The 23,961-nt window shown below is 71.7% G+C and carries 20 protein-coding genes; 12 read left to right on the top strand and 8 right to left on the bottom strand.

What is annotated here, in order from left to right:
- The first annotated feature begins 147 nt into the window (after positions 1-147).
- Positions 148-1,476, top strand: coding sequence for an isoaspartyl peptidase/L-asparaginase (locus tag NR792_RS32840; protein WP_375756654.1), 1,329 nt, complete (start codon positions 148-150; stop codon positions 1,474-1,476).
- 60 nt (positions 1,477-1,536) lie between these two features.
- Here NR792_RS32840 and NR792_RS32845 read toward each other — a convergent pair whose 3' ends face one another.
- From NR792_RS32845 to NR792_RS32860, 4 genes are all read right to left on the bottom strand, one after another.
- Positions 1,537-5,313, bottom strand: coding sequence for a tetratricopeptide repeat protein (locus NR792_RS32845; protein ID WP_375756655.1), 3,777 nt, complete (start codon positions 5,311-5,313; stop codon positions 1,537-1,539).
- An 85-nt stretch (positions 5,314-5,398) separates the two neighbouring features.
- Positions 5,399-7,273: a serine/threonine-protein kinase gene (locus NR792_RS32850; protein ID WP_375756656.1), complete on the bottom strand. Its 1,875-nt coding sequence runs from the start codon at positions 7,271-7,273 to the stop codon at positions 5,399-5,401.
- 162 nt (positions 7,274-7,435) lie between these two features.
- On the bottom strand, positions 7,436-8,020 hold the full coding sequence (locus NR792_RS32855; RefSeq protein ID WP_375756657.1) for a GAF domain-containing protein: 585 nt from the start codon (positions 8,018-8,020) through the stop codon (positions 7,436-7,438).
- 258 nt (positions 8,021-8,278) lie between these two features.
- Complete coding sequence (locus tag NR792_RS32860; protein WP_375756658.1) at positions 8,279-8,545, bottom strand: hypothetical protein; 267 nt, start codon at positions 8,543-8,545, stop codon at positions 8,279-8,281.
- A gap of 364 nt (positions 8,546-8,909) precedes the next feature.
- Here NR792_RS32860 and NR792_RS32865 point away from each other — a divergent pair, with 364 nt between their 5' ends.
- From NR792_RS32865 to NR792_RS32880, 4 genes are all read left to right on the top strand, one after another.
- The gene (locus NR792_RS32865) at positions 8,910-9,344 is read left to right on the top strand and encodes a hypothetical protein (protein WP_375756659.1); all 435 of its coding nucleotides are present in this window, start codon (positions 8,910-8,912) and stop codon (positions 9,342-9,344) included.
- A gap of 75 nt (positions 9,345-9,419) precedes the next feature.
- Complete coding sequence (locus tag NR792_RS32870) at positions 9,420-10,847, top strand: ATP-binding protein (RefSeq protein ID WP_375756660.1); 1,428 nt, start codon at positions 9,420-9,422, stop codon at positions 10,845-10,847.
- On the top strand, positions 10,844-12,205 hold the full coding sequence (locus tag NR792_RS32875; protein ID WP_375756661.1) for a sigma-54-dependent transcriptional regulator: 1,362 nt from the start codon (positions 10,844-10,846) through the stop codon (positions 12,203-12,205). Before NR792_RS32870 ends, NR792_RS32875 begins: the two co-directional genes overlap by 4 nt.
- A gap of 240 nt (positions 12,206-12,445) precedes the next feature.
- The gene (locus NR792_RS32880; RefSeq protein ID WP_375756662.1) at positions 12,446-14,266 is read left to right on the top strand and encodes a L,D-transpeptidase family protein; all 1,821 of its coding nucleotides are present in this window, start codon (positions 12,446-12,448) and stop codon (positions 14,264-14,266) included.
- Here NR792_RS32880 and NR792_RS32885 read toward each other — a convergent pair.
- The 3 genes from NR792_RS32885 to NR792_RS32895 are packed head-to-tail and all read right to left on the bottom strand — an operon-like array spanning position 14,263 to position 16,148.
- Positions 14,263-14,679: a secondary thiamine-phosphate synthase enzyme YjbQ gene (locus NR792_RS32885; protein ID WP_375756663.1), complete on the bottom strand. Its 417-nt coding sequence runs from the start codon at positions 14,677-14,679 to the stop codon at positions 14,263-14,265. The genes NR792_RS32880 and NR792_RS32885 overlap by 4 nt on opposite strands.
- A gap of 21 nt (positions 14,680-14,700) precedes the next feature.
- Positions 14,701-15,435, bottom strand: a complete 735-nt coding sequence (locus tag NR792_RS32890; RefSeq protein ID WP_375756664.1) for an alpha/beta hydrolase — start codon at positions 15,433-15,435, stop codon at positions 14,701-14,703.
- Positions 15,432-16,148 (bottom strand): peptidylprolyl isomerase, encoded by a 717-nt coding sequence (locus NR792_RS32895; protein ID WP_375756665.1) that lies wholly within the window; start codon positions 16,146-16,148, stop codon positions 15,432-15,434. Before NR792_RS32895 ends, NR792_RS32890 begins: the two co-directional genes overlap by 4 nt.
- Positions 16,149-16,222: 74 nt before the next feature.
- On the opposite strand from NR792_RS32895, the gene speD reads away from it, so the two are divergent.
- From speD to NR792_RS32930, 7 genes are read left to right on the top strand one after another with little or no spacing between them, the layout of a single operon-like run.
- Positions 16,223-16,573: an adenosylmethionine decarboxylase gene (gene speD / locus NR792_RS32900; RefSeq protein WP_120525197.1), complete on the top strand. Its 351-nt coding sequence runs from the start codon at positions 16,223-16,225 to the stop codon at positions 16,571-16,573.
- Positions 16,570-18,489, top strand: a complete 1,920-nt coding sequence (locus NR792_RS32905; protein WP_375756666.1) for a DUF4178 domain-containing protein — start codon at positions 16,570-16,572, stop codon at positions 18,487-18,489. The genes speD and NR792_RS32905 overlap by 4 nt, the downstream gene beginning before the upstream one ends.
- A 33-nt stretch (positions 18,490-18,522) precedes the next feature.
- The gene (locus tag NR792_RS32910) at positions 18,523-18,684 is read left to right on the top strand and encodes a hypothetical protein (protein ID WP_375756667.1); all 162 of its coding nucleotides are present in this window, start codon (positions 18,523-18,525) and stop codon (positions 18,682-18,684) included.
- Positions 18,684-18,911: a DUF350 domain-containing protein gene (locus NR792_RS32915; protein WP_338274501.1), complete on the top strand. Its 228-nt coding sequence runs from the start codon at positions 18,684-18,686 to the stop codon at positions 18,909-18,911. The genes NR792_RS32910 and NR792_RS32915 overlap by 1 nt, the downstream gene beginning before the upstream one ends.
- A gap of 13 nt (positions 18,912-18,924) precedes the next feature.
- Positions 18,925-20,421 carry a polyamine aminopropyltransferase gene (locus tag NR792_RS32920; RefSeq protein WP_375756668.1) on the top strand — a complete coding sequence of 499 codons (1,497 nt, stop codon included), beginning with the start codon at positions 18,925-18,927 and terminating at the stop codon, positions 20,419-20,421.
- Complete coding sequence (locus NR792_RS32925) at positions 20,403-22,046, top strand: FAD-dependent oxidoreductase (protein WP_375756669.1); 1,644 nt, start codon at positions 20,403-20,405, stop codon at positions 22,044-22,046. The genes NR792_RS32920 and NR792_RS32925 overlap by 19 nt, the downstream gene beginning before the upstream one ends.
- A 26-nt stretch (positions 22,047-22,072) precedes the next feature.
- The gene (locus tag NR792_RS32930) at positions 22,073-23,359 is read left to right on the top strand and encodes a threonine aldolase family protein (RefSeq protein ID WP_375756670.1); all 1,287 of its coding nucleotides are present in this window, start codon (positions 22,073-22,075) and stop codon (positions 23,357-23,359) included.
- Positions 23,360-23,432: 73 nt separating this feature from the next.
- Here the strand turns inward: NR792_RS32930 and NR792_RS32935 are convergent, their stop codons facing one another.
- Positions 23,433-23,864 (bottom strand): cupin domain-containing protein, encoded by a 432-nt coding sequence (locus tag NR792_RS32935; RefSeq protein ID WP_375756671.1) that lies wholly within the window; start codon positions 23,862-23,864, stop codon positions 23,433-23,435.
- Positions 23,865-23,961: the final 97 nt, after the last annotated feature.

Consider the following 23,961-nt stretch of genomic DNA (forward strand, 5'->3'; position numbering starts at 1 on the left):
GAAGCGGAGGGCAGGCGGACAGGCGGGCGCTCGGGGTGTCGACGGGGTGAAATCCCTCTGGTGGCTGGTGCGGCGCGGCATGCGGCGGCGCTGGACGCTTGAGGGGAACGGCTCTACGACACACGTTCCCTTCTGGAGGCGCACGGCATGTCCCCCTCGTTCTCTTCCCGGATGCACCGCGGCCTGCTCGCGAGCACCGCGCTGCTGCTGGCCCCCCTGGGCTGCGCCACGTCGTCGCAGGCGGGCGCCGCGCGTGACGAGGCGGCCCTGCGCACGGATGAACCGCCGCGCGTGAAGCCGAAGTGGGGGCTGGTCATCCACGGCGGCGCGGGCGTGATTTCACGCGAGAACCTGACCCCGGAGCGCGAGGCCGCGATGCGCGCGGCGCTCACGGAAGCGCTCCAGGCGGGGCACGCGGTGCTGGCGAAGGGAGGCCGCAGCCTGGACGCGGTGACGGCGGCCATCCGCGTGCTGGAGGACTCGCCGTACTTCAACGCCGGCAAGGGCGCGGTGTTCAACCACGACGGCGTGAACGAGCTGGACGCGGCGGTGATGGACGGCAGGACGCGCATGGCCGGCGCGGTGGCCGGTGTCCATCACATCCAGAACCCCATCGACCTGGCGCGGCGGGTGATGGAGAAGTCGCCCCACGTGATGATGGTGGGCGACGGGGCGGAGGCCTTCGCGCAGTCGCAGGGCATGCCCCTGGTGGACGCGAAGTACTTCTACACGGAGGAGCGCTGGCAGGGCCTCCAGCGCGCGCTGGAGCAGGAGCGTGCGAAGGGTGCGCCGCCCGCGGAACAGGGGCAGCCCTCCACGCAGGGCCAGTCACCCGCGCAGCCGCCCGCGCAGCCCGCGACGCCCGCGCAGCCGCCCACGCAAGGCGCGACGCCCGCGACGCCCGGACAGCCGGTAGCGCCCGCTCAGCCGTCATCACCAGCGCAGCCGCCCGCGTCGACGCAGCCTCCGCCGTCGAAGCAGGGCCAGCCCGCGACGCCGGCGCAGCCGCAGCCCGGCTCGTCACTGACGCCGGGTGTGGACCCCATCACGGGGGACCACAAGTTCGGCACGGTGGGCGCGGTGGCGTTGGACATGGACGGCAACCTCGCGGCGGGCACGTCCACGGGCGGCATGACCAACAAGCGCTTCGGCCGGGTGGGGGACTCGCCCATCATCGGCGCGGGCACCTACGCGGATGAGCGCTGCGCCGTCTCCGCCACGGGCCACGGCGAGTTCTTCATCCGCTACACCGTGGCGCGCGACATCTGCGCCCGCGTCGAGTACCAGGACCTGCCGCTCCCGGAGGCCGCCAGCTACGTCGTCAACGACGTGCTGGTGAAGGCCGGCGGCGAGGGCGGCGTCATCGCCATGGACCGCCAGGGCCACGTGGCCATGCCCTTCAACTCCAGCGGCATGTACCGCGGCTACATCGGCGAGGACGGCACGCCCACCGTCGCCATCTTCCAGCAGCCCTAGGCAAGATGTCCGAGCCCGGCTCCGCGCACCACTGACGTGATGCGCGGAGCACCGTGACGCCTACTGCTTCACGAGGAACAGCTCGCGCACCTGGAGCAGGTCCACGTCGCCGGCGAAGGCGGAGAACTTCTCGTACTCCGCCGGGGTGACGCGGGCGCGGGGCATGTGGATGGACTCCGCGATGCTGAGCGTGCGCCCGTCCTGCTTCTCCGTGCGGGTGAAGTGGCCGAACTGGCTGTCCACCTTCAGGCTCGCCTGCGGGTCGCTGAGCTTCCAGCCCTGGGGCAGGGTGAGGGCGACGTTCGTGCGGCTGGCCTCCGTGTCGTCGATGTAGAGCGGCGTGGTGCGCGTGGACAGCTGCACGTAGCGCCGGCCCAGCAGGGCGGGGAAGGTGAGGGGGCCCAGCGCCATGCGGCTGTCGCCCTCCATGCGTCCGAAGCGCGGCACGGTGAACGCGTAGCGCAGCACGAAGGGCGCGCCCACGGCCTCCTCGTGCTCCAGCTTCACGGAGGCCAGCTCCGCGCCGCCGAAGTAGCGCGCCACCGCGCCCTGGAGCGCCTGCTTGCGGCTCTCCGCGGAGAGCTGCTCGAAGGCCTCCGCGATTTGGGCGGCGTCGAAGCCGGAGTACGTCTCCTCGCCCTGGCCCTTGAGGCTGCCGTCGGCGCCCAGCTCCAGGGTGAGCTTCACGTCCTTGCCCGCGCGCGGCTTGAGCGGCGGCGTCTTCACCTTCAGCAGGGGCTTGCCGGGCTCCGGCAGCAGGTACGCCTCACGCTCGCCCATGGCGGCCTCCGGCAGCTCGCCGAAGGGGCCGTAGCGCACGGACGTGTCCACCCACACCGGGTCCTCCCCCGGCACCTCCACGCGCAGCGCCGCGTAGGGCAGGAGCGCGTCCGCCGGGAAGAGGTAGGGCGCGGGGTCGGTGTTGAAGGTGCGGATCGCGGCGACGCGCGAGGGGATGCCCAGCGTCTCCAGGCCCGCCTTCATCACGGTGAGCCGGCTGCCGCGGTCCTGCGCCACGGTGGAGGCGGCGGACTGCGCGAGGCTCGCGTCGCGGCCGGAGAAGCGCTTCATCACCGCGGCGTGCAGCGCCTTCACCGCGTCCAGGCCCTTCTTGCCCTCCGTGGCCTTGCGCGCGAAGGCCTCCACTTCGGAAGTGCGCAGCCACCGGTCCTGGAACGCGTCGCCGTACACGCGCGCCAGGCCGTCGTTGCCCGTCTCGCCCGCGCCCACCATGACGAAGGGCAGGTACTCGTTGCCGGAGGGCGGCGCGTCCGGCTCCGGGATGAACGGCGGCACGCGGCGCGCGTCGTAGTGGAAGACCTCCACGTCGCCCTTCACCTCCGGCGGCGGCGCCTTCATGCCGTGCGCGTCCACCTTCATGCCGCTGCCCTTGGGGGCGACGACGGTGTACGTGCTCCACGCGTTCGGCTGGTTGGCGATCTGGAAGTAGAACGCGGACGCGGTGAAGCCCGGCTGCGCGGGGCCGCGGTCGCTCTCGGGCAAGAGGTACTCCACCTCCACGGAGTCACCGACCTGCACGCCCGGCAGGCTCATGGTGTCCTTGCCCTCGATGTTCTCCGGCTCCAGCACGCGGCCGTCGGCCTTGAGGGTGCGCAGCGCCAGCACCTGGGCGCCGCGCGGGATGTTCACCTCGGCGATCTCCTGCACGCCCGACTGCTCCAGCGCCTTCTGGATGGTGTGGATGCGGTTGACGAGCGAGCCGTCCGGGTAGACCTGCACCGCCGCCGCGTCCAGCACGTACGCCGCCGCGCTGCCGCCCGTCACGGGCGCCGCCTCGTAGGCCTTCAGCGCCTCCTTGCCGTCGATTGCGTACGCCGCCAGCAGCTCCTTGCCCGTCTTCGCGCGCTCCACCGCGCGGCGCAGCGACAGGTCCGTGCCGTCCAGCCTCAGCGCCTGCTCGCGCAGCTTCAGCGCCTCCTGTCCCTGGCCCGCGTACTCCCGCACGTCCGCCAGCCGCTTGAGGATTTCCGCGTTGCGCGGCCACACGCGGGCCTGCGCCTGGAGCACCTTCGCCGCGTCGTCGTAGCGGCGCTGGCTCAGGTAGATGCTGGAGAGCGCCGCGGCGGTGGTGAGGTTGTCCGGGTCCTGCGCCAGCAGCTGCGTGTAGCCCTTCGCCGCGCCGTCCAGGTCGCCGCGCGTGCGCAGGTGGTCCACCCGCCGCGCGTCCGCGCCGGGGCAGCCCTCCTGGGCCTTCACCAGCTCGTCCGTGCGGGCCACCGCGTCGCGCCGGCGCGCCAGCGAGTACTGCAACCCCAGCGCCTCGCACAGGCCCGGCTGGGCCTCCAGCGCCGCGGCCAGGGCGACCTCCGCCTGCGCGTCCACGTCCAGCGCCAGCGCGGCGCGGGCCAGGAGGATGTGCACCGGGAAGCCCGCGGGCTTCACCGCGTCGCGCGCCGTCTTGAGCGTGTCCAGCGCGGTGGCCGGCTGGCCGTCATCCAGGAAGAGGTCCGCGCGCAGGAGCAGCGCGGCCACGTTGGACGGGTCCTTCGCCAGCGCCGCCTCCAGGTCGCGCGTGGCCCGGCCGCGCGCCACCTTGGACGGGATGCCCCGGTCCTGCGCGGCCTGCTCCGCGCGCAGGGTGAGCAGCGCGGGCGTCGTCGCCTCCAGCTTCGCCATCAGCCGCTGGGTGCCGTCCGGGTCTCGCGCCAGGCCGTCGCGCACCGCGAGGAAGATGCTCAGCGTCTCACCGGCCTCGCCCTGGAGCGCCTGGGCCAGGTCCTCCGCGCCCGGGTACATGTCCGGGGCGTCCACCTCGCCCGGGGCGCTCGCGTTCCAGCGCGGCGCGGGCCCGGTGGCGGCGGTGAGGCGCACGCCGGCGGGGCTTCCGTCCGCCTTCACCAGCGCGAAGGTGATGCCGCCCTGGGTGTTGTCGCGGGACAGCTTCACCACGAAGCGGTGCTTGCCGGCGGGGAGCTCCAGCGCGCGCACGCTCACCGTGGACGCGGTGCGCGCCCAGTCGCGGCGCTCCAGCACGGGGGCGCCGTCCATCAGCACGCGGTGCGACGTCTGGCTCACCGTGCGCAGCACGTACACGCCGCCTTCCGCCACCTCCGCGTCGATGCCCAGCGCGTACATGTCCCCGTGGCCGGGCTCGCCGCCCAGGTCCAGCCGGCCGTCCGGCGAGCGCAGCGTGCGCGCCGCGAGCGGGCCGTACGCGCCCGTGAAGGGGCCCGCGAACGAGCCGTCCTTCTCCGGCGCGATGGGCTCGTCGATGGCCAGCACGTGGAAGGGCGAGAAGGGCCCCACCAGCGTGGCCTCGCTCGCGCCGCCCACGTCCTTGAGCGTCTGGGCCTGGGTGGCCGTGTCCGCGCGGAGGTTGGCCACCGCCAGGCGCGCGGCGCGCAAGAGGTAGGCCGTCTCCCCCCGGGCGCCCGCGGTGAGCCCGGCGTCCACGCCCTTGAGGATGTTGTCGTCCTCCGCGCGCGAGGTGCCCACGCGGTCCAGCATGTAGCGGGCGGCGATGACGGCCACCGGGTGGCGCGGGGCGCGCTTCACCAGCTCCAGCGACGCGGCGAGCGCGCGGTCGGACTGGCCGTTGCGCCGGGCCAGCAGCGCCTGGCCTTGCAGGGCGTACGGGTCGCCCGGGTCCTTCTGCACGGCGGCGTCGAAGCGCTGCTGCGCGAGCTTCACGTCGCCCGCGACGAGGTACGCGTGGAAGCCCGCGAACGCGAGCGTGCGCGCCTCCGCGTCACCCTGGCCGGCGCGCTCGGCGGCGGACTCGAGCACGTGGGGCGCGACGACGGAGGAGGGCCGGGGGCAGCCGGTGAGTCCGGCGACGAGGGCGAGCGCGGTCAGGCCGCGACGGAAGGTGCGCATAGGGGAGCCGAGGGATAATGCAATCCCCCCGGAGAGGCCATATTCCCCTTGCGGTGCTTGTCCGGGACTGGCCCCGCCCGTTCCCCTAGCGGCGCTTCGGGGACGGCTTGGCGGGGGCCGCCTTGACCGGCTGGCGCTTGGGCGGGGGCGGGGGGGCGGGCTTCTTGGGCACCACCGCCTTCGCCGGCACCGTGTTGGCGGCCACCGTGCGCACCGGCGCCTGGGGAGTGACGACCACCGGCGTGGCGGGGCCTTCCGACACGGCCGCGGGCCGGTCCACCGTATAGGTGAGCCCCTCGATGCTGCAGGTGCCCTCGATGCAGCCGACGGCCGGCATGGGGGGCTCGCCGAAGTGGGCCTGCCAGTCCGGGCCCAGGTTCAGCGGCTCCGCGATGGCGCGCTGATCCTTCCCCTGACCGACGAAGGCCTGCATCACGCCGTCCTCGGTGACGAACAGCTCCAGCCGGGCCTCGCCCTCGGGAGCCGGGAGGCCCAGCATGGCGCCGCTGCGCTCACCCAGCCCCCACTCCAGGGCCAGCGGCGCGCCCACGCCGTGGTGCACGAGCGCCACGAAGCGCCCGCCACGGCCCACCAGCATCACCGCGGCCACGGGCTCCGGCGGCGGGCCTTCCAGCACGGCCTTCAGGCGGCGCTTCCACGTGGGGGGGGCCACGTCCGCGCGCACGCGCGCGGTCAGCCGGGCGACGCCGCCCACCAGTCCCACCACGTCCACGCGGGCGCGGCCCGCGCGCGGCGCTTCGGCGTCGTCCACGGGCGGGAAGACGAGGGCCTTGTTCTCGAAGGTCAGCGTCCGGCCGGCCACCAGCATCTGCGGCAGGTCCGGTCCGTCCCCCATCGTCACGCGGCGCTTGTCCGGGGTGACGTCCTCCACCCGGCCCGGACCGTTGCGAGGCGTGTCCGAGCCCAGCTCGCCCATCATGGCGGCGCCCGGCATGGGCTGCTGCGGGCGCACCTGCCCGCTGCGGTAGTACGTCACGCCCAGCACGCCCACGGCGGCCAGCACCGTCAGGCCCGCGGTCGTCTGCGCCGTCACGCGCGCCGCGCGGCGCATGGACGCCTTCGCCCGCTGCCAGCGCGTCAGCCGCAGGGGCGGCATGGACAGCAGGCTGCCCGGAACGAGCGGCTCCAGGTCCGCGATGAGCGCGGTGACGGACGGATAGCGGTCGTCGGGATCCGGCTTGAGGCACCGCATCACGATGGCGTCCACGCGGGGGTCCAGCCCCGGCCGCTTGCGCGACGGCGGATCGAAGGTGCCCAGCGGCACCTCGCCCGTGAAGGTCTCGTAGAGGATGACGCCCAGGGAGAAGATGTCCGCCCGCGCGTCCGCGCTCTTCGCGTCCACGCGCTGCTCGGGCGCCATGTACGAGATGGTGCCCATGGACACGTGCGTGGACGTGAGCGCGAAGCGCGAGGCCGCCGTCGCGTCGTCCAGGAAGGACGCGAGCCCGAAGTCGGACACCTTCGCGATGCCGCCGGCCTGCTGATCCAGCAGGATGTTCTCCGGCTTCAGGTCGCGGTGGATGACGCCCCGGCCGTGCGCGTACTCGATGGCCCGGCAGATCTCGAGCATCCGGCGCAACAGCACCGGCGTCTCCATGGACGGGCTGCGCATGAGCTCGCGCAGGGACGGCCCGTCCACGAACTCCATCACCAGGTAGTAGGTGGTGTCCGTCTTCCCCTTGTCGACGATGGCGACGACGTGGGGGTGGCTCAGGGTGGCCAGCGCCGCGGCTTCCTTCTGGAAGCGCGCGATGAACGATGGGTCCTTGGCCAGCTCCGGGTTCAGCAGCTTCACCGCGACCGTGCGGCCGAGTGACAGCTGGGTGGCCTTGTGGACCTCTCCCATGCCGCCGGCACCGACGAGCTTCTCCAGGCGGTAGCCGCTGACGAGGTCAGGAGGCCGGGAACGACTGATGGCGGTTGGCTCAAACGAGGACATGGGCGGGGCGCAGGCCGGCGAGGGTAGCAGAAACGGGGCGCCGCGTTACCGCTCCCCTTCAGTCCCTCGGGCCCCCTCCCGCTCGCCAGGAAGGCGGGCGGCCATGACCCAGGTACGACCCCCCTCGAACGCCCCCATGGACTGGGGGGGCCGGAGGTGGGCTCAGGTGTCCCCGACGACGGGGCGCAGCACGCTGGTGAGGTTGGTGCGCACCTGCGACAGCGAGGAGCGCATGCTCGCGTGCCGCACGGACGCGCCAATGGCCCGCGCCAGCGACTTGAGCAGGGACACCTCTTCCGGGCGCCAGATGCGCGCCTGGTGGCAGTCCTCGAACGCCACGAACCCCCACCACTGCTTGGCCGGGACGATGGGGCACAGGAGGACGGACTGCACGCCCTGGCGCTCCAGCAGCTCGCGCATCATCGGCGGCGCCTCGCGCGAGGTGCAGTTGACCACCATCCCCGCCTCCAGCATGTCCGTCCACGCCATCGCGTAGTCGCGCATGGGCAGCGCGCGCAGCACCGGGTGCGCCAGCGGGGACACCACGCCCGGCTCCGCCCACGCGTGGCGCAGGTCCGTGAGGAACCGGCCCGCCAGGTTCGTGGTCCGGTTCTCGAAGATGCAGGCGCGATCCACCTTCATCGGGCGGGCCACCATGCCCAGTGCATCCGAACCCGTGGCCGGGCACAGGCCCTTGTCCAGGAGCAACCGCGACGCTTCGGACACCTTCGTGAACGCTTCCACCATGACCGTCTCGCTTGAAGGGGGGGAGGGGGGCGCCCCTTCCTGTCGTGGATGAGCCGCCATCCACATATGTCCTGTTATGCGCGATTCCTCTGTTCCTGTCAAATGGTGGTTTTACTGAAAACACTTGAAGAGGAGAGAAACCGCTTCCCAGGCCCCGAAACGACAACAGGGGCGCCCTCGTGAAGAGAGCGCCCCTGCCGGGCACACCACGTCCTGCCCGTCCCTTGGAGGCGGGCGGGGCGCGAGTGACGCGAGGGCTCAGCCCTCGGTCTTCGTCTCGGTGGTGGTCTTCTTCTCGGTCTTGGTCTTCGTGCCCTTCTTGCCGGCCTTGGTCTCGGTCTTGGTCTCGGTCTTCACCTCACCCTGCGCCGCGGGGGCGGGGGCGGCGGCCTCGGTCTTCGCCTCGGCGGCGGGGGCCGGCTGCGCGGCGGGGGCCGCCTGCGCGGCGGGGGCGGCGGCGGGCGCCGGGGTGTTGGCGAACGCGGCGGAGGCGGCGAACAGGGCGGCGACGATGACGGTCTTCATGGATGGCTCCGGGGACGACACGCCGACGCGGGATTGCATCGGTTGATGCCAGCACCTTGAGCACCCGCCGTGCCAGGGACGGTTTCAAGCAACTTCGCGGGGTTCTCCGGGTGGGAGCGGATCCGCCATGGGGAGAATCTCCTCAGTTGCGATTGCAACAATGGGTGCAAGCTCCCCAAGCAGGCGCACGGTGCTTTGACGGCAACGACGCTCTTCTGCAAGCTGCACCGCGTCCCTGTCCGTTCCGAGCGCCACGCGCCGGGCCGCGAAGTGGAGCATGAAGCCCGGTCGTCCTCGTCGTGCATGTCGCGCGGCCAGGTGTCGGGAGAGATGGCGTATGCGGCACCTGCTGGTGGCATGGAGTGTGGCGTGGCTCGGAGTGGGATGCGCCGCGACCATTCCCCCTGAACGCCTCCAGGCCCAGGTGTCGGAGACGGAGCGCTGGCAGCGCGAGTACCAGGCCGAGCGTGAGCGCACCGAGGCCCTGGCGGCGAGGATGGCGGCCCTGGAGTCCGCGCTGGAGGAGCTGACGCAGGAGCGCGCGGAGGCGGAGCAGGCGCGCGCGGAGGCGGAGCAGGCGCGCACGACCGCGGCGGACGAGCTGGCGCGGCTGGAGGCGGAGCGCCACACGCTGGAGGAGCACAACGCGCAGCTGCTGGCGCGGCAGCGCGAGCTGTCGGCGCTGCACGAGGAGCTGTCGGACGTGTGGTACGAGTCCGCGCTGGAGCGCGCGCGGCGGCGCACCCAGCCGCCCCTGCCGGGCGCCTCCTCCACGGAGGCCAACAGGCCGGTGCCGTGAGTTTCACGAGGGCGTCCCCTCGGGATGCCTGCTGTTTCTTCTTCTTCTGATGGCCCAAGGAGCGTGCCCGTGGCGATGAACTCGCGGACCCCCATCCGTGGATACCGCGCGGGTTTCTTCTTCGTGGTGATGCTCCTGTCGGGCGTCACCGGCTTCATGCTCTGGACGGAGGTGCGCACCGGGCATCAGGTGGACGCGCTGGTGCTGGAGGCCTTGGAGCGCGCGAGCCTCATCGGCCGCATCCGCGTGGACGTGATGTCGCTGGAGTCCGCCATCGAGGCGCACGTGCGCTCCAGCGGCGACGCCGAGCGCAAGGAAGCCGACGCGGTGATGGAGGACATCCTGGGCAGCATCCGCCAGTCCTCGGAGGCGTACATGCGCCACCTGCCGCCCGGGGAGAAGGCGGTCTGGCTGCGCTTCAACGGCGCGTGCCAGGGGCTGGCGGATCAGGTGCGCGCGGCGGCGGTGTTCTCACGGCAGCGCGACGCGGAGCGCGCCCGGCGCCACCTGGTGGAGAGCATCCGCCCGCTGGCGGCGGAGGTGGACCAGCTGGCGGGACAGCTCGCCACGGAGAACGCGTCCGACGCGCGCGTGCTGGTGGGCCGGCTGGGCACGCTCCGGGTGCGCAACACGGCCCTGGGCGCGGTCACCACGCTCCTGGCCATCCTGCTGTCCATGGTGGTGGGCTGGCACATCATCTCCCTGCTCAAGCGCCAGGACGCCACCATCCAGGGGCAGCTGGAGGAGCTGGGGCGGCACAACCAGGAACTGGATGCGTTCACCCGGCGCGTGGCGCACGACCTGATGGGCCCCTTGTCCCCGCTCAAGGGCTACCTGACGCTCATCCGGCGCTCCGGCGCGGTGAAGGACCCGGGCGCGCTGGAGATGATCTCCCAGTGTGAATCCAGCGCGGTGCGCATGGGCGAGCTCATTGAAGCGCTGCTGCGCTTCTGCCGCGCGGGCACCCGGGGCGACGGGACGAGGGGGGAACTGGACACGGCGGTGAGCACGCTGCTGTTGGAGGTGAGCCAGACGGCGACGGCGCTGGGCGTGTCGCTGGAGCGCGAGCTGGAGCCGGGCGTGCTGGTGGACTGTCCGGCGCAGCTGCTCCAGGTGGTGGCGCGCAACCTGTTGTCCAACGCGGTGAAGTACACGGCGGGGCGGCCGGATCCGCGCGTGAAGGTGCGGGTGGCGACGGAAGGGGCGGACGCGGTGGTGGAGGTGACGGACAACGGGCTGGGGATGAGCCCCGCGACGCAGGCGTCGCTGTTCCAGCCGTTCTTCCGGGCCGCGGAGGTGCGGGGCATTCCCGGGCACGGCCTGGGGCTGGCCACCACCCGGCGCGTGGTGGAGGCGCACGGCGGCACGCTCACGGTGCACTCGGAAGAGGGAAAAGGCACGCGGATCCGCGTGAGGTTCGCGCGTGTGGCGCGCACTCCGGCGCCGCTTGTGGTGGAGTCCGGGCCGCAGCGCGACGCCCCCTCCATCCGCAAGGCCTCATGAGCACAGCCCGAATCCTCGTCGTCGATGATGATCCGCATGCGCGGGACCTGCTCCAGCGCCTCCTGGGCGTGCTGGGGCCGGTGACGCAGGCGCCGGACCCCAAGGGCGCGGCGGAGCGGATGGGCGAGCAGTCCTTCGACCTGGTCCTCACGGACATGGCCATGCCCGACCCGGGCGACGGCCTGAAGGTGCTCCAGACGGTGAAGTCGAACCTGCCGGACACGCCGGTGATTGTCGTGACGGCGTTCGGCAACATCGAGGGCGCGCTGGACAGCATCCAGCTGGGCGCCTTCGACTACCTGTCCAAGCCGTTCGACGTGGACGCCATCATGCGGGTGGCGAAGCGGGCGCTGGAGCAGAAGCGGCTGGTGGAGGAGAACCGCACCCTGCGCAAGCAGGTGGAGCGCACGTCGCTGGTGGGCCGCAGCCAGGCGCTGCTGGAGGTCTACAAGCAGGTCGCCCGCGCGGCGACGAGCAACGTGCCGGTGCTGATTACCGGTGAGACGGGCACGGGCAAGGAGATGGTGGCGCGGGCGCTGCACAAGCGCTCGGCGCGTTCGGGCGGGCCGTTCATCCCGGTGGACTGCGGCGCCATCACCGAGTCGCTGATGGAGAGCGAGCTGTTCGGCCACGCCAAGGGCAGCTTCACGGGGGCTTCAGGCGCGCGGCGCGGCCTGTTCGAGGAGGCCAACGGCGGCACGCTGTTCCTGGACGAGATTGGCGACGTGGGGATGAAGGTCCAGTCGCAGCTCCTGCGCGTGCTCCAGGAGGGGGAGATCCGCCGCGTGGGTGAGAGCGTCCCGGTGAAGGTGGACGTGCGGGTGCTGGCGGCGACGAACAAGGACTTGAAGGCGAGGGTGGCGGAAGGGGTGTTCCGCGAGGACCTGCTGTACCGGCTGGACGTGGTGCACCTGCACCTGCCGCCGTTGCGCGAGCGGCGAGAGGACATCCCGGCGCTGGTGGAGCACTTCGCGTCGCTGCACGCGCGGGGCGGGGTGCGGCCGGTGGTGACGGCGGACGCGATGGCGCGGCTCACGGTGTACGACTGGCCGGGCAACGTGCGGCAGCTGGAGAACGTGATGGCGCGGGCGCTCGCGCTGAACGTGACGGGCGTGCTGGGGCCGCCGGACTTCCCGGAGCCCATTGGTGACGCGCCCAAGCGGCTGACGGGGCTCGCGGGAGATTTGCCGCCCCTCGCGGAGCTGTCGCGGCGGTACGCGGCGCACGTGCTCCAGCACGTGGGCGGGAACAAGAGCGAAGCCGCGCGTCTGTTGGGCGTGGACCGCAAGACGCTCTACAAGCTCCTGGAGGCGCCGGAAGCGCCCGAAGGCATTCCGCCCGCGGAGGGCCGGGGCTGATCCACGGCGGCACTTTCCGCCGTTCGTGGCAATCGCCGTTCGGGGCGCATGCCCTGCCCACCCAGGCGCTTGCGCGCGCAGGAGATCGCACCTGGGCCGACGTTGAGGATGTCAGCGGGGACCCGTAGCGTTGCGGTCTGTATGCGCCGCCGCTGGTTCCCCCTCGGACTCCCCCTGATCCTCTTCGCGTGCGCTCCGGTGGAGCCCCCCGTTCCCATCGCGCCGGTGGATGCGGGCACCGTGACAGCGCAGGCCCCCACGCCCGACGCGGAGGCCGCGCCGCCGACGGAGTCCGCGCAGGCGCTGCGCTCCGCATGGCAGGCCACCGCGCCTGAGCCCGCTGATGACGGCGGCGTCACGCATGCCACCGCGCCGGCCCTGCTGGGCATGGTGGAGGGGGCGGAGGACGCGGGCAGTGCGCTCGCGCTGTCGCTGGAGCCGTCGCTGTCGCAGTCCGCCTCCGTCGGCGCGAACTCCGAAGCCCTGCCCGGCGAAGAGGAACCGCAGGTCATCACCGAGTCCGAGGTCCCCGTGCTGGAACTGGGACCGGACGGCGAGCCGTTGATCGACGCGGAGGACTCCGCATCGGATGACGCCACTGCGCTGGGGACGGATGCCCTCGCGCAGGCGCTGGACGGCGGGAGCGCTCCGGGGTCGCCTGATGTCGCCGTGGGCTCCGACCCGAACGGGCCAGGTTCCACGACCGATGCGCCTGTCGCGAACGCGGGGGCCGATGCTCACGGGCCCACGACAACGCCCATTCCAGGGACTGACGGTGACGAGGACATCGTCGCCGAAGCTCCGCTCGCGGAAGTCGACGCGGGCATGGAGCCCTACGCCATTCCCTACTCACCGGACGCGGGCTCGCTGCGTGTGCGCCGCTCCATCGCGGTGCGCTCGGAGCCCCGGCAGGACTCGCCTTCGCTGGGCACCGTGGCCCAGGACATGCGCGTGCGCTGGAAGGGCGCGATGCGCGGACCGGACTGCGAGACGTGGGTGGAGCTGGAGCCCCGCGGCTGGGTCTGCGAACGCTACCTGGAACAGAACTTCCGCGAGCCCCGCGTCCGCCCGCTGCCCCGCGTGGAGGAGGGCGCGCTCACGCCCGGCATCTACGCGCGCGTCGTCGGCCGCCGCGTGCGCGCCTACCCGAGCCTCGCGCTCGCCCGGAAGAGACGGCAGGGCGTGCTGCTCAAGGGCTCCGTCACCGTGAAGCTCCTGGGGCAGGTGAAGGTCGGCCGGCGCACCTTCTGGCGCACCTCCGACGGCCAGTACTTCGAGGCGCGCGTCCTGCGCGAACACCGCCCCTCTGACTTCAGCGGCCTGGATGCCGAAGCCCTCGCGTCCCTGTCCATGCCCTTCGCCTGGGCCCAGTCCCGTGCCGCGCCCCGCACCGACGTGGTGGTGCGCAAGGCTCCCGACGCGAGAGCGGAACGCGAAACCGTACTGCCCCCGCGCACGCTCGTCTCCGTGCGCGAGCTGTCCCCCGACGGCCAGTGGGTCCGCATCGCCGAGGACCACTGGGTGGCGCGCGGCGACCTGCACGTCGCGTGGCCGCTGGCGTCGCCGTCCATCGTGGAGCCCGGCGCGCGCTGGCTGGACGTGGACCTGGAGGCCCAGACGCTCATCGCCTACGAGGGCGACCGCCCCGTCTACGCCACGCTCATCTCCTCCGGCAAACCCGGCACCGACACGCCGGAAGGCCTCTTCCGCATCTGGGTGAAGTTCGCGGAGGCCGACATGACGGGCACCATGGGCAACGCCAGCTACCGCGTGGCCACCGTGCCGTGGACCATGTTCTTCGAGGGCGACTTCGCCCTGCACACCGCCTACTGGCACGACCGCTTCGGCGAACCCGTGAGCCACGGCTGCATCAACCTGGCCCCCAAGGACGCGCGCGCCCTCTACGGGTGGACGACGCCCGAGGTGCCCACCGGCTGGTCCATGGCCCACGCGAGGCCGGAAGACCCGGGCACCTGGGTGCGCATCCGAGGACAGGCGCGCGAGGAGCCGAAGAAGCGCCGCAAGAGCGCGGCCGTCGTCGCCACCGTCCGGGACCTCTAGCCGCCCAGCACGGACACCGTGACGCGGCGGCGGTGCGGTGACGTGCGGTGCTCCCAGACGTAGACGCCCTGCCACGTGCCCAGGTCCGCTTCTCCGTCCTTCACGGGCACGCTCAGGGACACCTGCGTCAGCACCGTGCGCACGTGCGCGGGCATGTCGTCCGGCCCCTCCGCGTCGTGCTGGAACAGCGGGTCGCCGTCCTTCACCAGCCGGGAGAAGAACGCCTCCAGGTCGCGCTGGACGACGGGGTCCGCGTTCTCGCTGATGAGCAGCGACGCGCTGGTGTGGTGCAGGAACAGCGTGCACAGGCCCTCGCGGATGCCCGAGCCCTTCACCGCCTTCTGCACCTCACCGGTGATGTCCACCAGGCCCCGGCCCCGCGTGGACACCGTCAGCTCCTTCGCCTGATACACCCCGAGCCTCCGTCCCGCGGGTCAGCGCCCGTCCAGCCGCTTCACGAGGAACGCGGCCAGCTGCTCCAGCTCCTCGGTGACGATGGTGTGCCCGCCGTCGAAAGGTAGGAACTCCACCGGCAGCCCCGCGCCCGTCAGCAGCCCGCGCAGGCGCTCGCCCTCCGGGTAGGGGAGCACCGGGTCCTGGCGGCCGTGCCCCTGGAACACCGGCAGCGACGGCCGGGCCCGCGCCTTCGGCTCCCACTCCTGCCCCGCGACCATGGCCCCGGACAGCAGGCACAGCCCGGCCGGACACTCCTCCAGCCGCAGGGCCACGTCCGTGGACATCATCGCGCCCTGGCTGAAGCCTCCCAGCACGACGCGGTTCAGGGGCACCCCGAGCGCCGCCACCGTGCTCATCAGCGCCCGGCGCGCGGCGGGCATCCCCGGCGGCACGGCCTGGGAGTACCGCGCCCAGTCGCGTCCCCGGCCCATGAGGATGTCCATGGGGATTTCAAACCACGCGCGGCCCCCGGGCATGCCGAGCGCGTCCAGGGACAGCAGCGCCTCCGGGAAGACGAAGCGCACGGCCTGCGCCAGCCGGGGCGCGGCCATCAGCAGCTCCGGCGCCAGCGCCACCAGGTCCGTGCCCGGCGCGCCGAAGCCGTGGCTCAACACCACCACCAGCTGCGGCGCCGCGCCCTCGGGGAGCGCGTCCACCACGTGGCAGTTCAGCTCGCCCAGCTTCGTGCGCACGTGGCGCGGGCGGAGGCTCACGGCTGCGTGTCGCTGATGGTGATGTGCTGGATGACCATGTCCGTGTCCGGCTTGTCCTGCCGGTTGCGCGGCGTGTTGGCGATCTTCAGCACCACGTCGTCGTAGCCCTTCACCACCTCACCGAAGATGGTGTGCCGCCCCTTGAGGAACTGCGGCATGGACGTGGTGATGAAGAACTGGCTGCCGTTGGTGCCCGGGCCCGCGTTGGCCATGGCCAGGATGCCCGGCTTGTCGAAGTCCCGGTTGCTCTTGAACTCGTCCGCGAAGCGGTAGCCCGGGTCGCCCCGGCCGGTGCCCGTGGGGTCGCCGCCCTGAATCATGAAGTCGGGGATGACGCGGTGGAAGATGACGCCGTCGTAGAGCGGCTTGCCCTCCACGCGCTCACCCGTCTTGGGGTTGATCCACGGCTGCTCGCCGGTGGCCAGGCCCACGAAGTTCGCCACCGTCTTGGGCGCGTCCTTGGAGAAGAGCTTGAGCACGATGGTGCCCTGGTTCGTCTCCATCGTGGCCCAGAGGTCCTGCCCCTCCAGGGCCTTCTTCTGGAAGCCCTTCGCGGAGGCCGCGTCCGTCTGCAGGCTCACCGTGCGGGTAGCCGCCTGGGAGTTGGAGGGCTGTGCGGCGGGGGCCTTCGCGGCCGGCGGCTGCTCCTTGTCCTTGGAGCACGCGGTCAGGGCGAGGCAGAGGAGTCCAGCGGTCAGGAATCGGGTGCGCATGGGGCGCGCATCCTAGCGGCTTTCGACCGGGCTCCAGCGTGTTAAAGAGGACTCCATCCCCGGAGGTTTTCCCTGTGACAACCGGACAGGAATGGCTGGTTGACGCGAGCGGCTGCGCGCCGGAGCGGCTCAAGGACGCGGCCGCGCTGGCGGCCCTCTTCGAGGAACTCGTCGTCCTGATGGACCTGAAGGTCGTGGGCCAGCCGCAGTGGCACGTCTTCCCGGAGCCCGGCGGCGTCACCGGCCTGGCGCTCCTGGCCGAAAGCCACCTGGCCATCCACACCTTCCCGGAGCACGGCTTCGCCGCGCTCAACGTCTATTGCTGCCGCACCCGCGCGCGTCCGGACTTCGACGCGCTGGCCGCGAAGCACCTGGGCGCCACGTCCTGCCGCGTGCGCGAGCTGTCGAGAGGGGTGGAGGCGTGACGCAGGGGGCGTGTCCGTCGTGTGGCGCGAGCGTGGAGTTCTCCGTCGGGTCCGCGCAGGTGGTGGTCTGCGGCCACTGCCAGACGGTGGTGGCGCGCGTGGGCGCGGAGCTGGAGGCCCACGGCCGCGTGGCCCGCATCGTGGAAACCGACTCCCCGCTGCGCCTGGGCCTGGAGGGCCGCGTCAACGGCACGGCGTATCAGATTGTCGGACACCTCCAGAAGGACCACGGCGCCGGCCCCTGGGACGAGTGGTACGTGGAGATGGCGGACGGCCGCACCGGCTGGCTCAGCGAGTCCGAGGGCGCCTTCCACCTGCTCTCCGATGCCGGCGTGGAGGAGGGCATCCAGCTCCAGGACCTGCACCCCGGTGGACGGCTGCGCCTGCGCAACCGGCCGCTGGTGGTGGAGGAGCGCGGCCACGGGCGCGTCGTCGCCGCGGAAGGACAGCTCCCCAGCGACGTGGATCCGGAGGCGGACAGCTACTACGTGGACGCCACCGGCCCGCGCGGCCTGTTCGTCACGCTGGACTTTGGCACCCGCGACCGCGACCCGGAGGTGTTCCTGGGTCAGAAGCTGGAGCTCACGCAGCTGGGCATCCCCGCCGGGGAGCTGCGCCCGCGCGTGCGCAAGGCGCAGCTGCAGCAGGCGCGCTGCACCAACTGCAACGGCCCGCTGGAGCTGCGCGCGCCGGACCAGACGCTGCGCGTGGCGTGCCCGTACTGCGGCGCGCTGATGAGCGTGGCGCAAGGCAAGCTGGCCTTCCTCAAGCTGCTCCAGAAGCCGGAGCTGCCGGCGGCCCTCGCGCTGGGACAGAAGGGCACGCTCGACGGCGCGGAGTGGATCTGCATCGGCTACCAGGAGCGCTCGTGCGTGGTGGAGGGCACGCGCTACCCGTGGATGGAGTACCTGCTCTACCACCCTGCGCGCGGCTTCACCTGGCTGATGGAGTCCAACGGCCACTGGGTGTTCCTCAAGCCCATGGCCGCCGGTGACGCGAGCGTCGTGCCGCAGGTGTCCGCCCACTACGAGGGCCGCCGCTACAAGGCCTTCCAGTCCGTCACCGCCGTCACCGACGCGGTGGTGGGCGAGTTCTACTGGAAGGTCTTTCAGGGCGAGAAGGCGCGCGCCACGGAGTACGTCGCGCCGCCGTACTCCGTGAGCGAGGACGCCACCGACAACGAAGTCACCTACACCCACGGCGAGTACCTCTCCCCGGAGCAGGTGCGTGACGCGTTCAAGCTGAAGGAGCCCCTGCCCAGGCCCCGCGGCATCGCACCCAGCCAGCCCAACACGCGCCGCGCGGCGATGATGAGGACGCTGCGCTGGTCGGCGGTGTGGCTGCTGGGCCTGTTCGCCCTGTCGGCCGTGTTCCACGCGCGGGCGCTCAACGCGCGGGTGCTGGACATGCGGGTGACGCTGCCCCGGAGCGCGACCTCCGGCTCCCCCGACGCCATGCACTTCAGCCAGCCCTTCGAGCTGCAGCGGGACGGCAACGTGCGGGCGCAGGTCACCATGTCTCAGGCGCTCGACAACGCCTGGGTGGGCGTGCAGGGCGACCTGGTGAACCAGGACACACAGGACGTGGTGAGCTTCTACGAAGAGGTCAGCTACTACCACGGGCGCGACAGCGACGGCTCCTGGAGCGAGGGCAGCCAGCAGGGCAGCGTGTTCCTGTCGTCGGTGCCCAAGGGCCGGTACGTGCTGCGGACGACCACCGCGTTCGACCCGGGCCTGAAGCTCGCGGGCCCGTCGTCCCTGGCGCCGGTCGTCAGCTACCAGGTCGTGCTCACGCACGACACGCCCAACGAGAGCTGGTTCGTCATCGCGCTGGTGCTCCTGTTGGTGATTCCGGCGCTGTCGTTCTTTGGCGCCAACAGCTTCGAAACCGAGCGGTGGAAGGACAGCAACCTGTAGCGCGGAGGTCCCGCGCGGGCCGGGAGGTGGACGATGAGGTACCTGGGAGGACTGGTGCTCGTGGCGTACGCGTGGGCCACCTATACGGGCTGGGCTCCGTTCAGTGACGAGGAGCGCGGGCGGGTGACCGGGGACGTGAAGCGCGGCCCTGGCGGCGTGCTGCTGTGGACCGGTGGATACATGGGAGGCAAGTGATGCTGCTGCTCGGAGTGGTGGTCACCCTGCAGGGAGTGCTGGCGAGCGTCATCTATTCGCTCATCGGCCTGGTGGTGTTCGTGGCCGGCTTCTACGTCATCCGCCTCATCTTGCCGTACGACGTGCACAAGGAGATTGAAGTCGACCAGAACGTCGCGCTGGGCATCGTCATCGGCTCCTTCATCCTGGGCCTGGCCATCATCATCGCGGCGGCCATCAGCGGCTGAACGACGTGACGCTTTGAACAAGACGCTGCTCTTTCTCACCGTCCTCGTCATCGCGACGTGCGGGCTCATCTACGAGCTCATCGTCGGGACGCTCGCCAGCTACCTGCTGGGGGACAGCATCACCCAGTTCTCCACCGTCATCGGCGGCTACCTCTTCGCCATGGGCATTGGCAGCTACCTGTCGCGCTTCGTGGAGCGCGGGGTGGCCCAGCGCTTCGTGGAGATTGAGCTGGCCGTGGCCCTGCTCGGCGGGCTGTGCGCGCCGATGCTGTTTCTCACCTTCACGCTCACCAGCGTGTTCCCCGTGGTGCTGTACGGCAGCGTGCTGGCCATTGGCACGCTGGTGGGGCTGGAGATTCCCCTCCTCTTGCGCATCCTGCAGGACCAGCTCAAGTTCAAGGACCTGGTCAGCCAGGTGCTGACGTTCGACTACCTGGGCGCGCTCGCCGCCAGCGTGGCCTTCCCGCTCTTGCTGGTGCCGAAGCTGGGCCTGGTGCGCACGTCGCTCCTCTTCGGCCTCCTGAACGCGGGCGTGGGGCTGTGGAGCACGTGGCTGCTCGCGCCCGTGCTGGCCAACCCCGTGCGCCTGCGCGCCAAGGCGGTGGTGCTGTGCGCGGGGCTGCTGGTGTGCTTCGCGATGGGGGACCGGCTCACCACGTTCTACGAGGACCAGCTCTACGCGGATGAAGTCGTCCACGCCACGAGCTCCCCCTACCAGCGCATCATCGTCACGCGCGGCAAGCGGGGCTTCTCGCTGTTCCTCAACGGCAACCTCCAGTTCGCCAGCATCGACGAGTACCGCTACCACGAGTCCCTGGTGCACCCGGCCATGGTGCGCGCGCGGAAGGTGGAGCACGTGCTCATCCTGGGCGGCGGGGACGGGCTCGCGGCGCGCGAGGTGCTGAAGTATCCGGAGGTGAAGTCCGTCACGCTGGTGGACCTGGACCCGGCCATCACGGGGCTCGCCACGGGCTACGGGGAGCTGGCGGCGCTCAACCACCACTCCCTGACGCACCCGAAGGTGCGCGTCATCAACACGGACGCCATGCAGTTCCTGGCCGAGAGCACGAACAGCTGGGACGTGGTGGTGGTGGACTTCCCGGACCCCAACAACTTCGCGCTGGGGAAGCTGTACACGACGGGCTTCTACAAAATCTTGAAGAAGCGCCTGGCGCCGGGCGGGGTGGCGGTCGTCCAGAGCACGAGCCCCCTGTTCGCGCGGCGCTCGTTCTGGTGCGTGGAGACCACGCTCAAGGCGGCGGGCTTCTGGACGCAGCCGTACCACGCGCTGGTGCCGTCCTTCGGGGAGTGGGGCTACGTGCTGGTGGCGCAGGAGCCGGCCGGCCGCCACCGCCCGCTGCCGGAGGGGCTGGCGTTCCTGGACGAGGACACGCTGGAGGGGCTCACGCGCTTCTCCCCGGACATGGCGCCGCTGCCGGCGGAGGTGAACCGGCTGAACAACCAGGTGCTGGTGCACTACTACGAAGAGGAATGGCGCCGGTGGAACTGACGCGGCGCGAGCTGGTGGCCGCGTTCCTGGGCGCCTCCGTGGCGAGCGCCTGTACGCGGCACAAGGCTCCTCGCGCGGCGGTGCCCGGTGCCATCGTGGACCGGGCGGTGGACACCGGCCACAAGCTCCGGGGTGGGCCGCTGCCGCGCGCACAGGCCTTCGAGCCGGTGGACGTGCTGATTGTCGGCGCGGGCGCGGCCGGGCTGTCCGCCGCGTGGCGCCTGTCCGCCGCGGGCGTGAAGGACGTGCGCGTGGTGGAGCTGGAGGCGGAGGCCGGGGGCACGTCGCGCTCCGGCCGCAACGGCGTGTCCGCGTTCCCGTGGGGCGCGCACTACCTGCCGTCGCCGCTGGAGGACCGCGGGCCGGTGATGCGCCTGCTGCGGGAGATGGACGCCGTCACCGGCGTGGACGCGGAAGGCCACCCGTCGTTCGCGGAGGAGCTGCTCATCCAGGAGCCCGACGAGCGCGTCTTCTACAAGGGCCACTGGTACGAGGGGCTGTACCTGCGCGCGGGCGCGAGCCCCGAGGACCTGGCGGAGCTGGAGCGCTTCGACGCGCGGATGAACGCCTTCGCCGCCGCGCGCGACGCGAAGGGGCGCAAGGCGTTCGCGGTGCCGGTGGCGCTCTCCAGCGACGACGCGGAGTGGACCGCGCTGGACGCGGTGAGCATGGCGCGGTGGATGGAAGCGGAGGGCTTCCGCTCGCCCCGGCTCAAGTGGTTCGTGGACTACGCGTGCCGCGACGACTACGGCGCCACCGCCGAGCACGTCTCCGCCTGGGCGGGCATCTGGTACTTCGCCGCGCGGCAGAACGGAAAGGGCGAGCGCAGCGACGGCTTCCTGTCCTGGCCCGAGGGCAACGGCCGGCTGGTGAAGCAGCTGTCGTCGTCGCTGGGCCCGCGCCAGTTGGAGACGCAGGTGCTGGTGCACACGGTGGAGCCGGGGGAGGACGGCTGCCGCGTGCACGCGCTGGACGCTCGCACCGGGGCGCCCAGGGCCTTCCAGGCCCGGCAGGTGGTGCTGGCGTGTCCGCGCTTCGTCGCCGCGCACGTGGTGGCGCCGTGGCGCGAGGAGCGGCCCGCGTGGCTGGACGCCTTCGCCTACAGCCCGTGGGTGGTGGCGAACCTGACGGTGTCGGCGCCGCCGGTGTCGCGGGGCTTCCCGCTGGCCTGGGACAACGTCTTCTATGAGAGCCAGAGCCTGGGCTACGTGGTGGCCACGCACCAGTCGCTGCGCCAGGACGCGCGCGGGCCCACGGTGCTCACCTGGTACCTGCCCATGGCCGGCGAGGACGTGAAGGCGGAGCGCAATAAGGCCCTCTCCGCGACGTACGGGGACTGGGAGGCGCTGGTGATGGCGGACCTGTTGCCCGCGCACCCCGGGGTGGGCGCGCTCGCGCAGCGGCTGGAGGTGCAGCGCTGGGGCCACGCCATGGTGCGGCCCCAGCCGGGCTTCCTCTGGGGAGACGCGCGCCGCGCCGCGCAACAGAGCCTGGGGCGTCACCTGCACTTCGCGCACACGGACCTGGGCGGCATGGCCCTCTTCGAGGAGGCCAACTGGTTCGGCGTACAGGCCGCGGAGCGGGCCCTGGCGGGAATGGGGCGCACGAGCGCCAGTTGGTTGTAGCCACCGGAAGCGGGAGGGAAGGGCACATGAAGGACAGTCGCTTCAGCCGGTCGGAGTTCCTCGCACTCACCAGCCTGCTCGCGGGCTCCACGCTGTTCCCGGGACGGGGCCACGCGGCTCCCGACGGGGGCACGCCCTCCCTGCGCACCGTGAAGTCGCCGGGGCTCACCGGAGTCCCCGCGACGGACGCAGGGGTCGCGGGGCCCAAGGGGGCCGCTCCGGCGCCTTCGCCCGCCGAGTACGAGAAGCTGCGCGAGTCCTGCACCGCGTCCCTGCCGGTGCGCTCCACGTCCGACGACGGCGCGGAGTACGCGCGCATCGGCGAGTGGATGCAGCGCCAGAAGCTGTCCAGCGACGTCTACGGCAACGGCGACTTCGTGCAGGCCTTCGAGAAGAAGGTGGCGGACCTGCTGGGCTTCGAGGACGCGTGCTTCATGCCCACGGGCACCATGGCGCAGCTCATCGCGCTGCGCATCTACGCGGACGCGAGCAACGTGCGCACCGTGGGCGTGCACCCGTCGTCGCACCACGTGCTGCACGAGGACGACGCGTACTCCGTGCTGCACCAGCTGCGCACCGTGAACCTGGGCCCGTGGACGCGGCCGCTCCTGGCGGAGGACGTGGCCCGGTCCCCCGACGTGCTGGGCTCCGTCAGCGTGGAGCTGCCGGTGCGCTGGCTGGGCGGGCAGCTCCAGACGTGGGAGCAGCTCCAGGAGCTCAAGCGCACCTGCCGCGACAAGAAGGTGAAGCTGCACATGGACGGTGCGCGGCTCTGGGAGAGCCAGCCCTTCTACGGCCGCCCCTACGCGGACATCTGCAAGGGCTTCGACTCCGTCTACGTGTCCTTCTACAAGATGGTGGGCGGCATCGGCGGCGCCATGCTGGTGGGCAACCGCGACTTCATCAAGGAGTCGCGCGTGTGGCGCCACCGGCACGGCGGCAACCTGTACCACCTGGCCCCGCTGGTGGCCTCCGCCGCCATGCGCTTCGACGCGGCGCTGGCCGCCATCCCCGGCTACGTGAAGCGCGCCAAGGCGCTCACCGCGCTCCTGGCGGCGGACTCGCGCGTCACCGTGCTGCCGCAGCCGGTGCAGACGAACATGTTCCATGTGTTCCTGCGGGGCTCACCCCAGGCCTACAACCGCCAGCGGGACCGCATCGCGCGCGAGGACCGCGTCTGGGTGGCGGGAGGCTTCGGACAGACGCGCGTGCCCGGCGTCGTGTCCACGGAGCTGCAGGTGAGCGAGGGGCTGGGGCGCATCAGTGACGCCGACGCCGCCCGGGCCTTCCTGCGCCTGCTGGAGGCGGCCTGAGGCCTGGCCGCCTGCCCTGACGTCGGGTGTCAATGTCAGACACCCGACGGATGAAACACAGCAAGGCGGTCCGTCAGGCCGCCTTCTTGATGCTGTACTGCGGCTCCTGCTGCTGCTCCTTCAGGAAGAACTCCGAGTCCAGCAGCATCACGATGCGGCCCTTGTCGTCGTGGAACGCGATGGGGCCGTGCGCGGTGAAGTGGATGAGCGACTCCTCCAGCGCCGTGGTGGCGGGGTGCTCGGCGCCCAGCGGCTCGAACTCGTAGTCGCCCGGGCGGGTGGTGCCGTAGCGGTCCTGCGTCGAGCCGGAGAGGATGAAGATCTCCGCCGGGCCCAGGTGCTTGTGCGGCGCGAAGACGGCGCCCTTCTCCATCTTCAGGATGGCGCTCCACACGCCCGTCTCCGCGCTCACGCGCAGCAGGCGGTAGGACGTTCCAGGACCGAGCGGCTTCCACTCGAGGTCCGCGGTGTGCACCAGGCCATTCATCATCGCCGTTCCGGACATGACAGCCTCCTCGCTTGGGCCCTGCGTCTGTGTGTCGTTATCCATGATAACGCCCAATACGAATATCCTTGCAAGTTAGTCACACGTGTCAGGTTGT

This window comes from Corallococcus exercitus, assembly GCF_042231735.1.
In the GTDB taxonomy this organism is placed as follows: domain Bacteria; phylum Myxococcota; class Myxococcia; order Myxococcales; family Myxococcaceae; genus Corallococcus; species Corallococcus exercitus_B.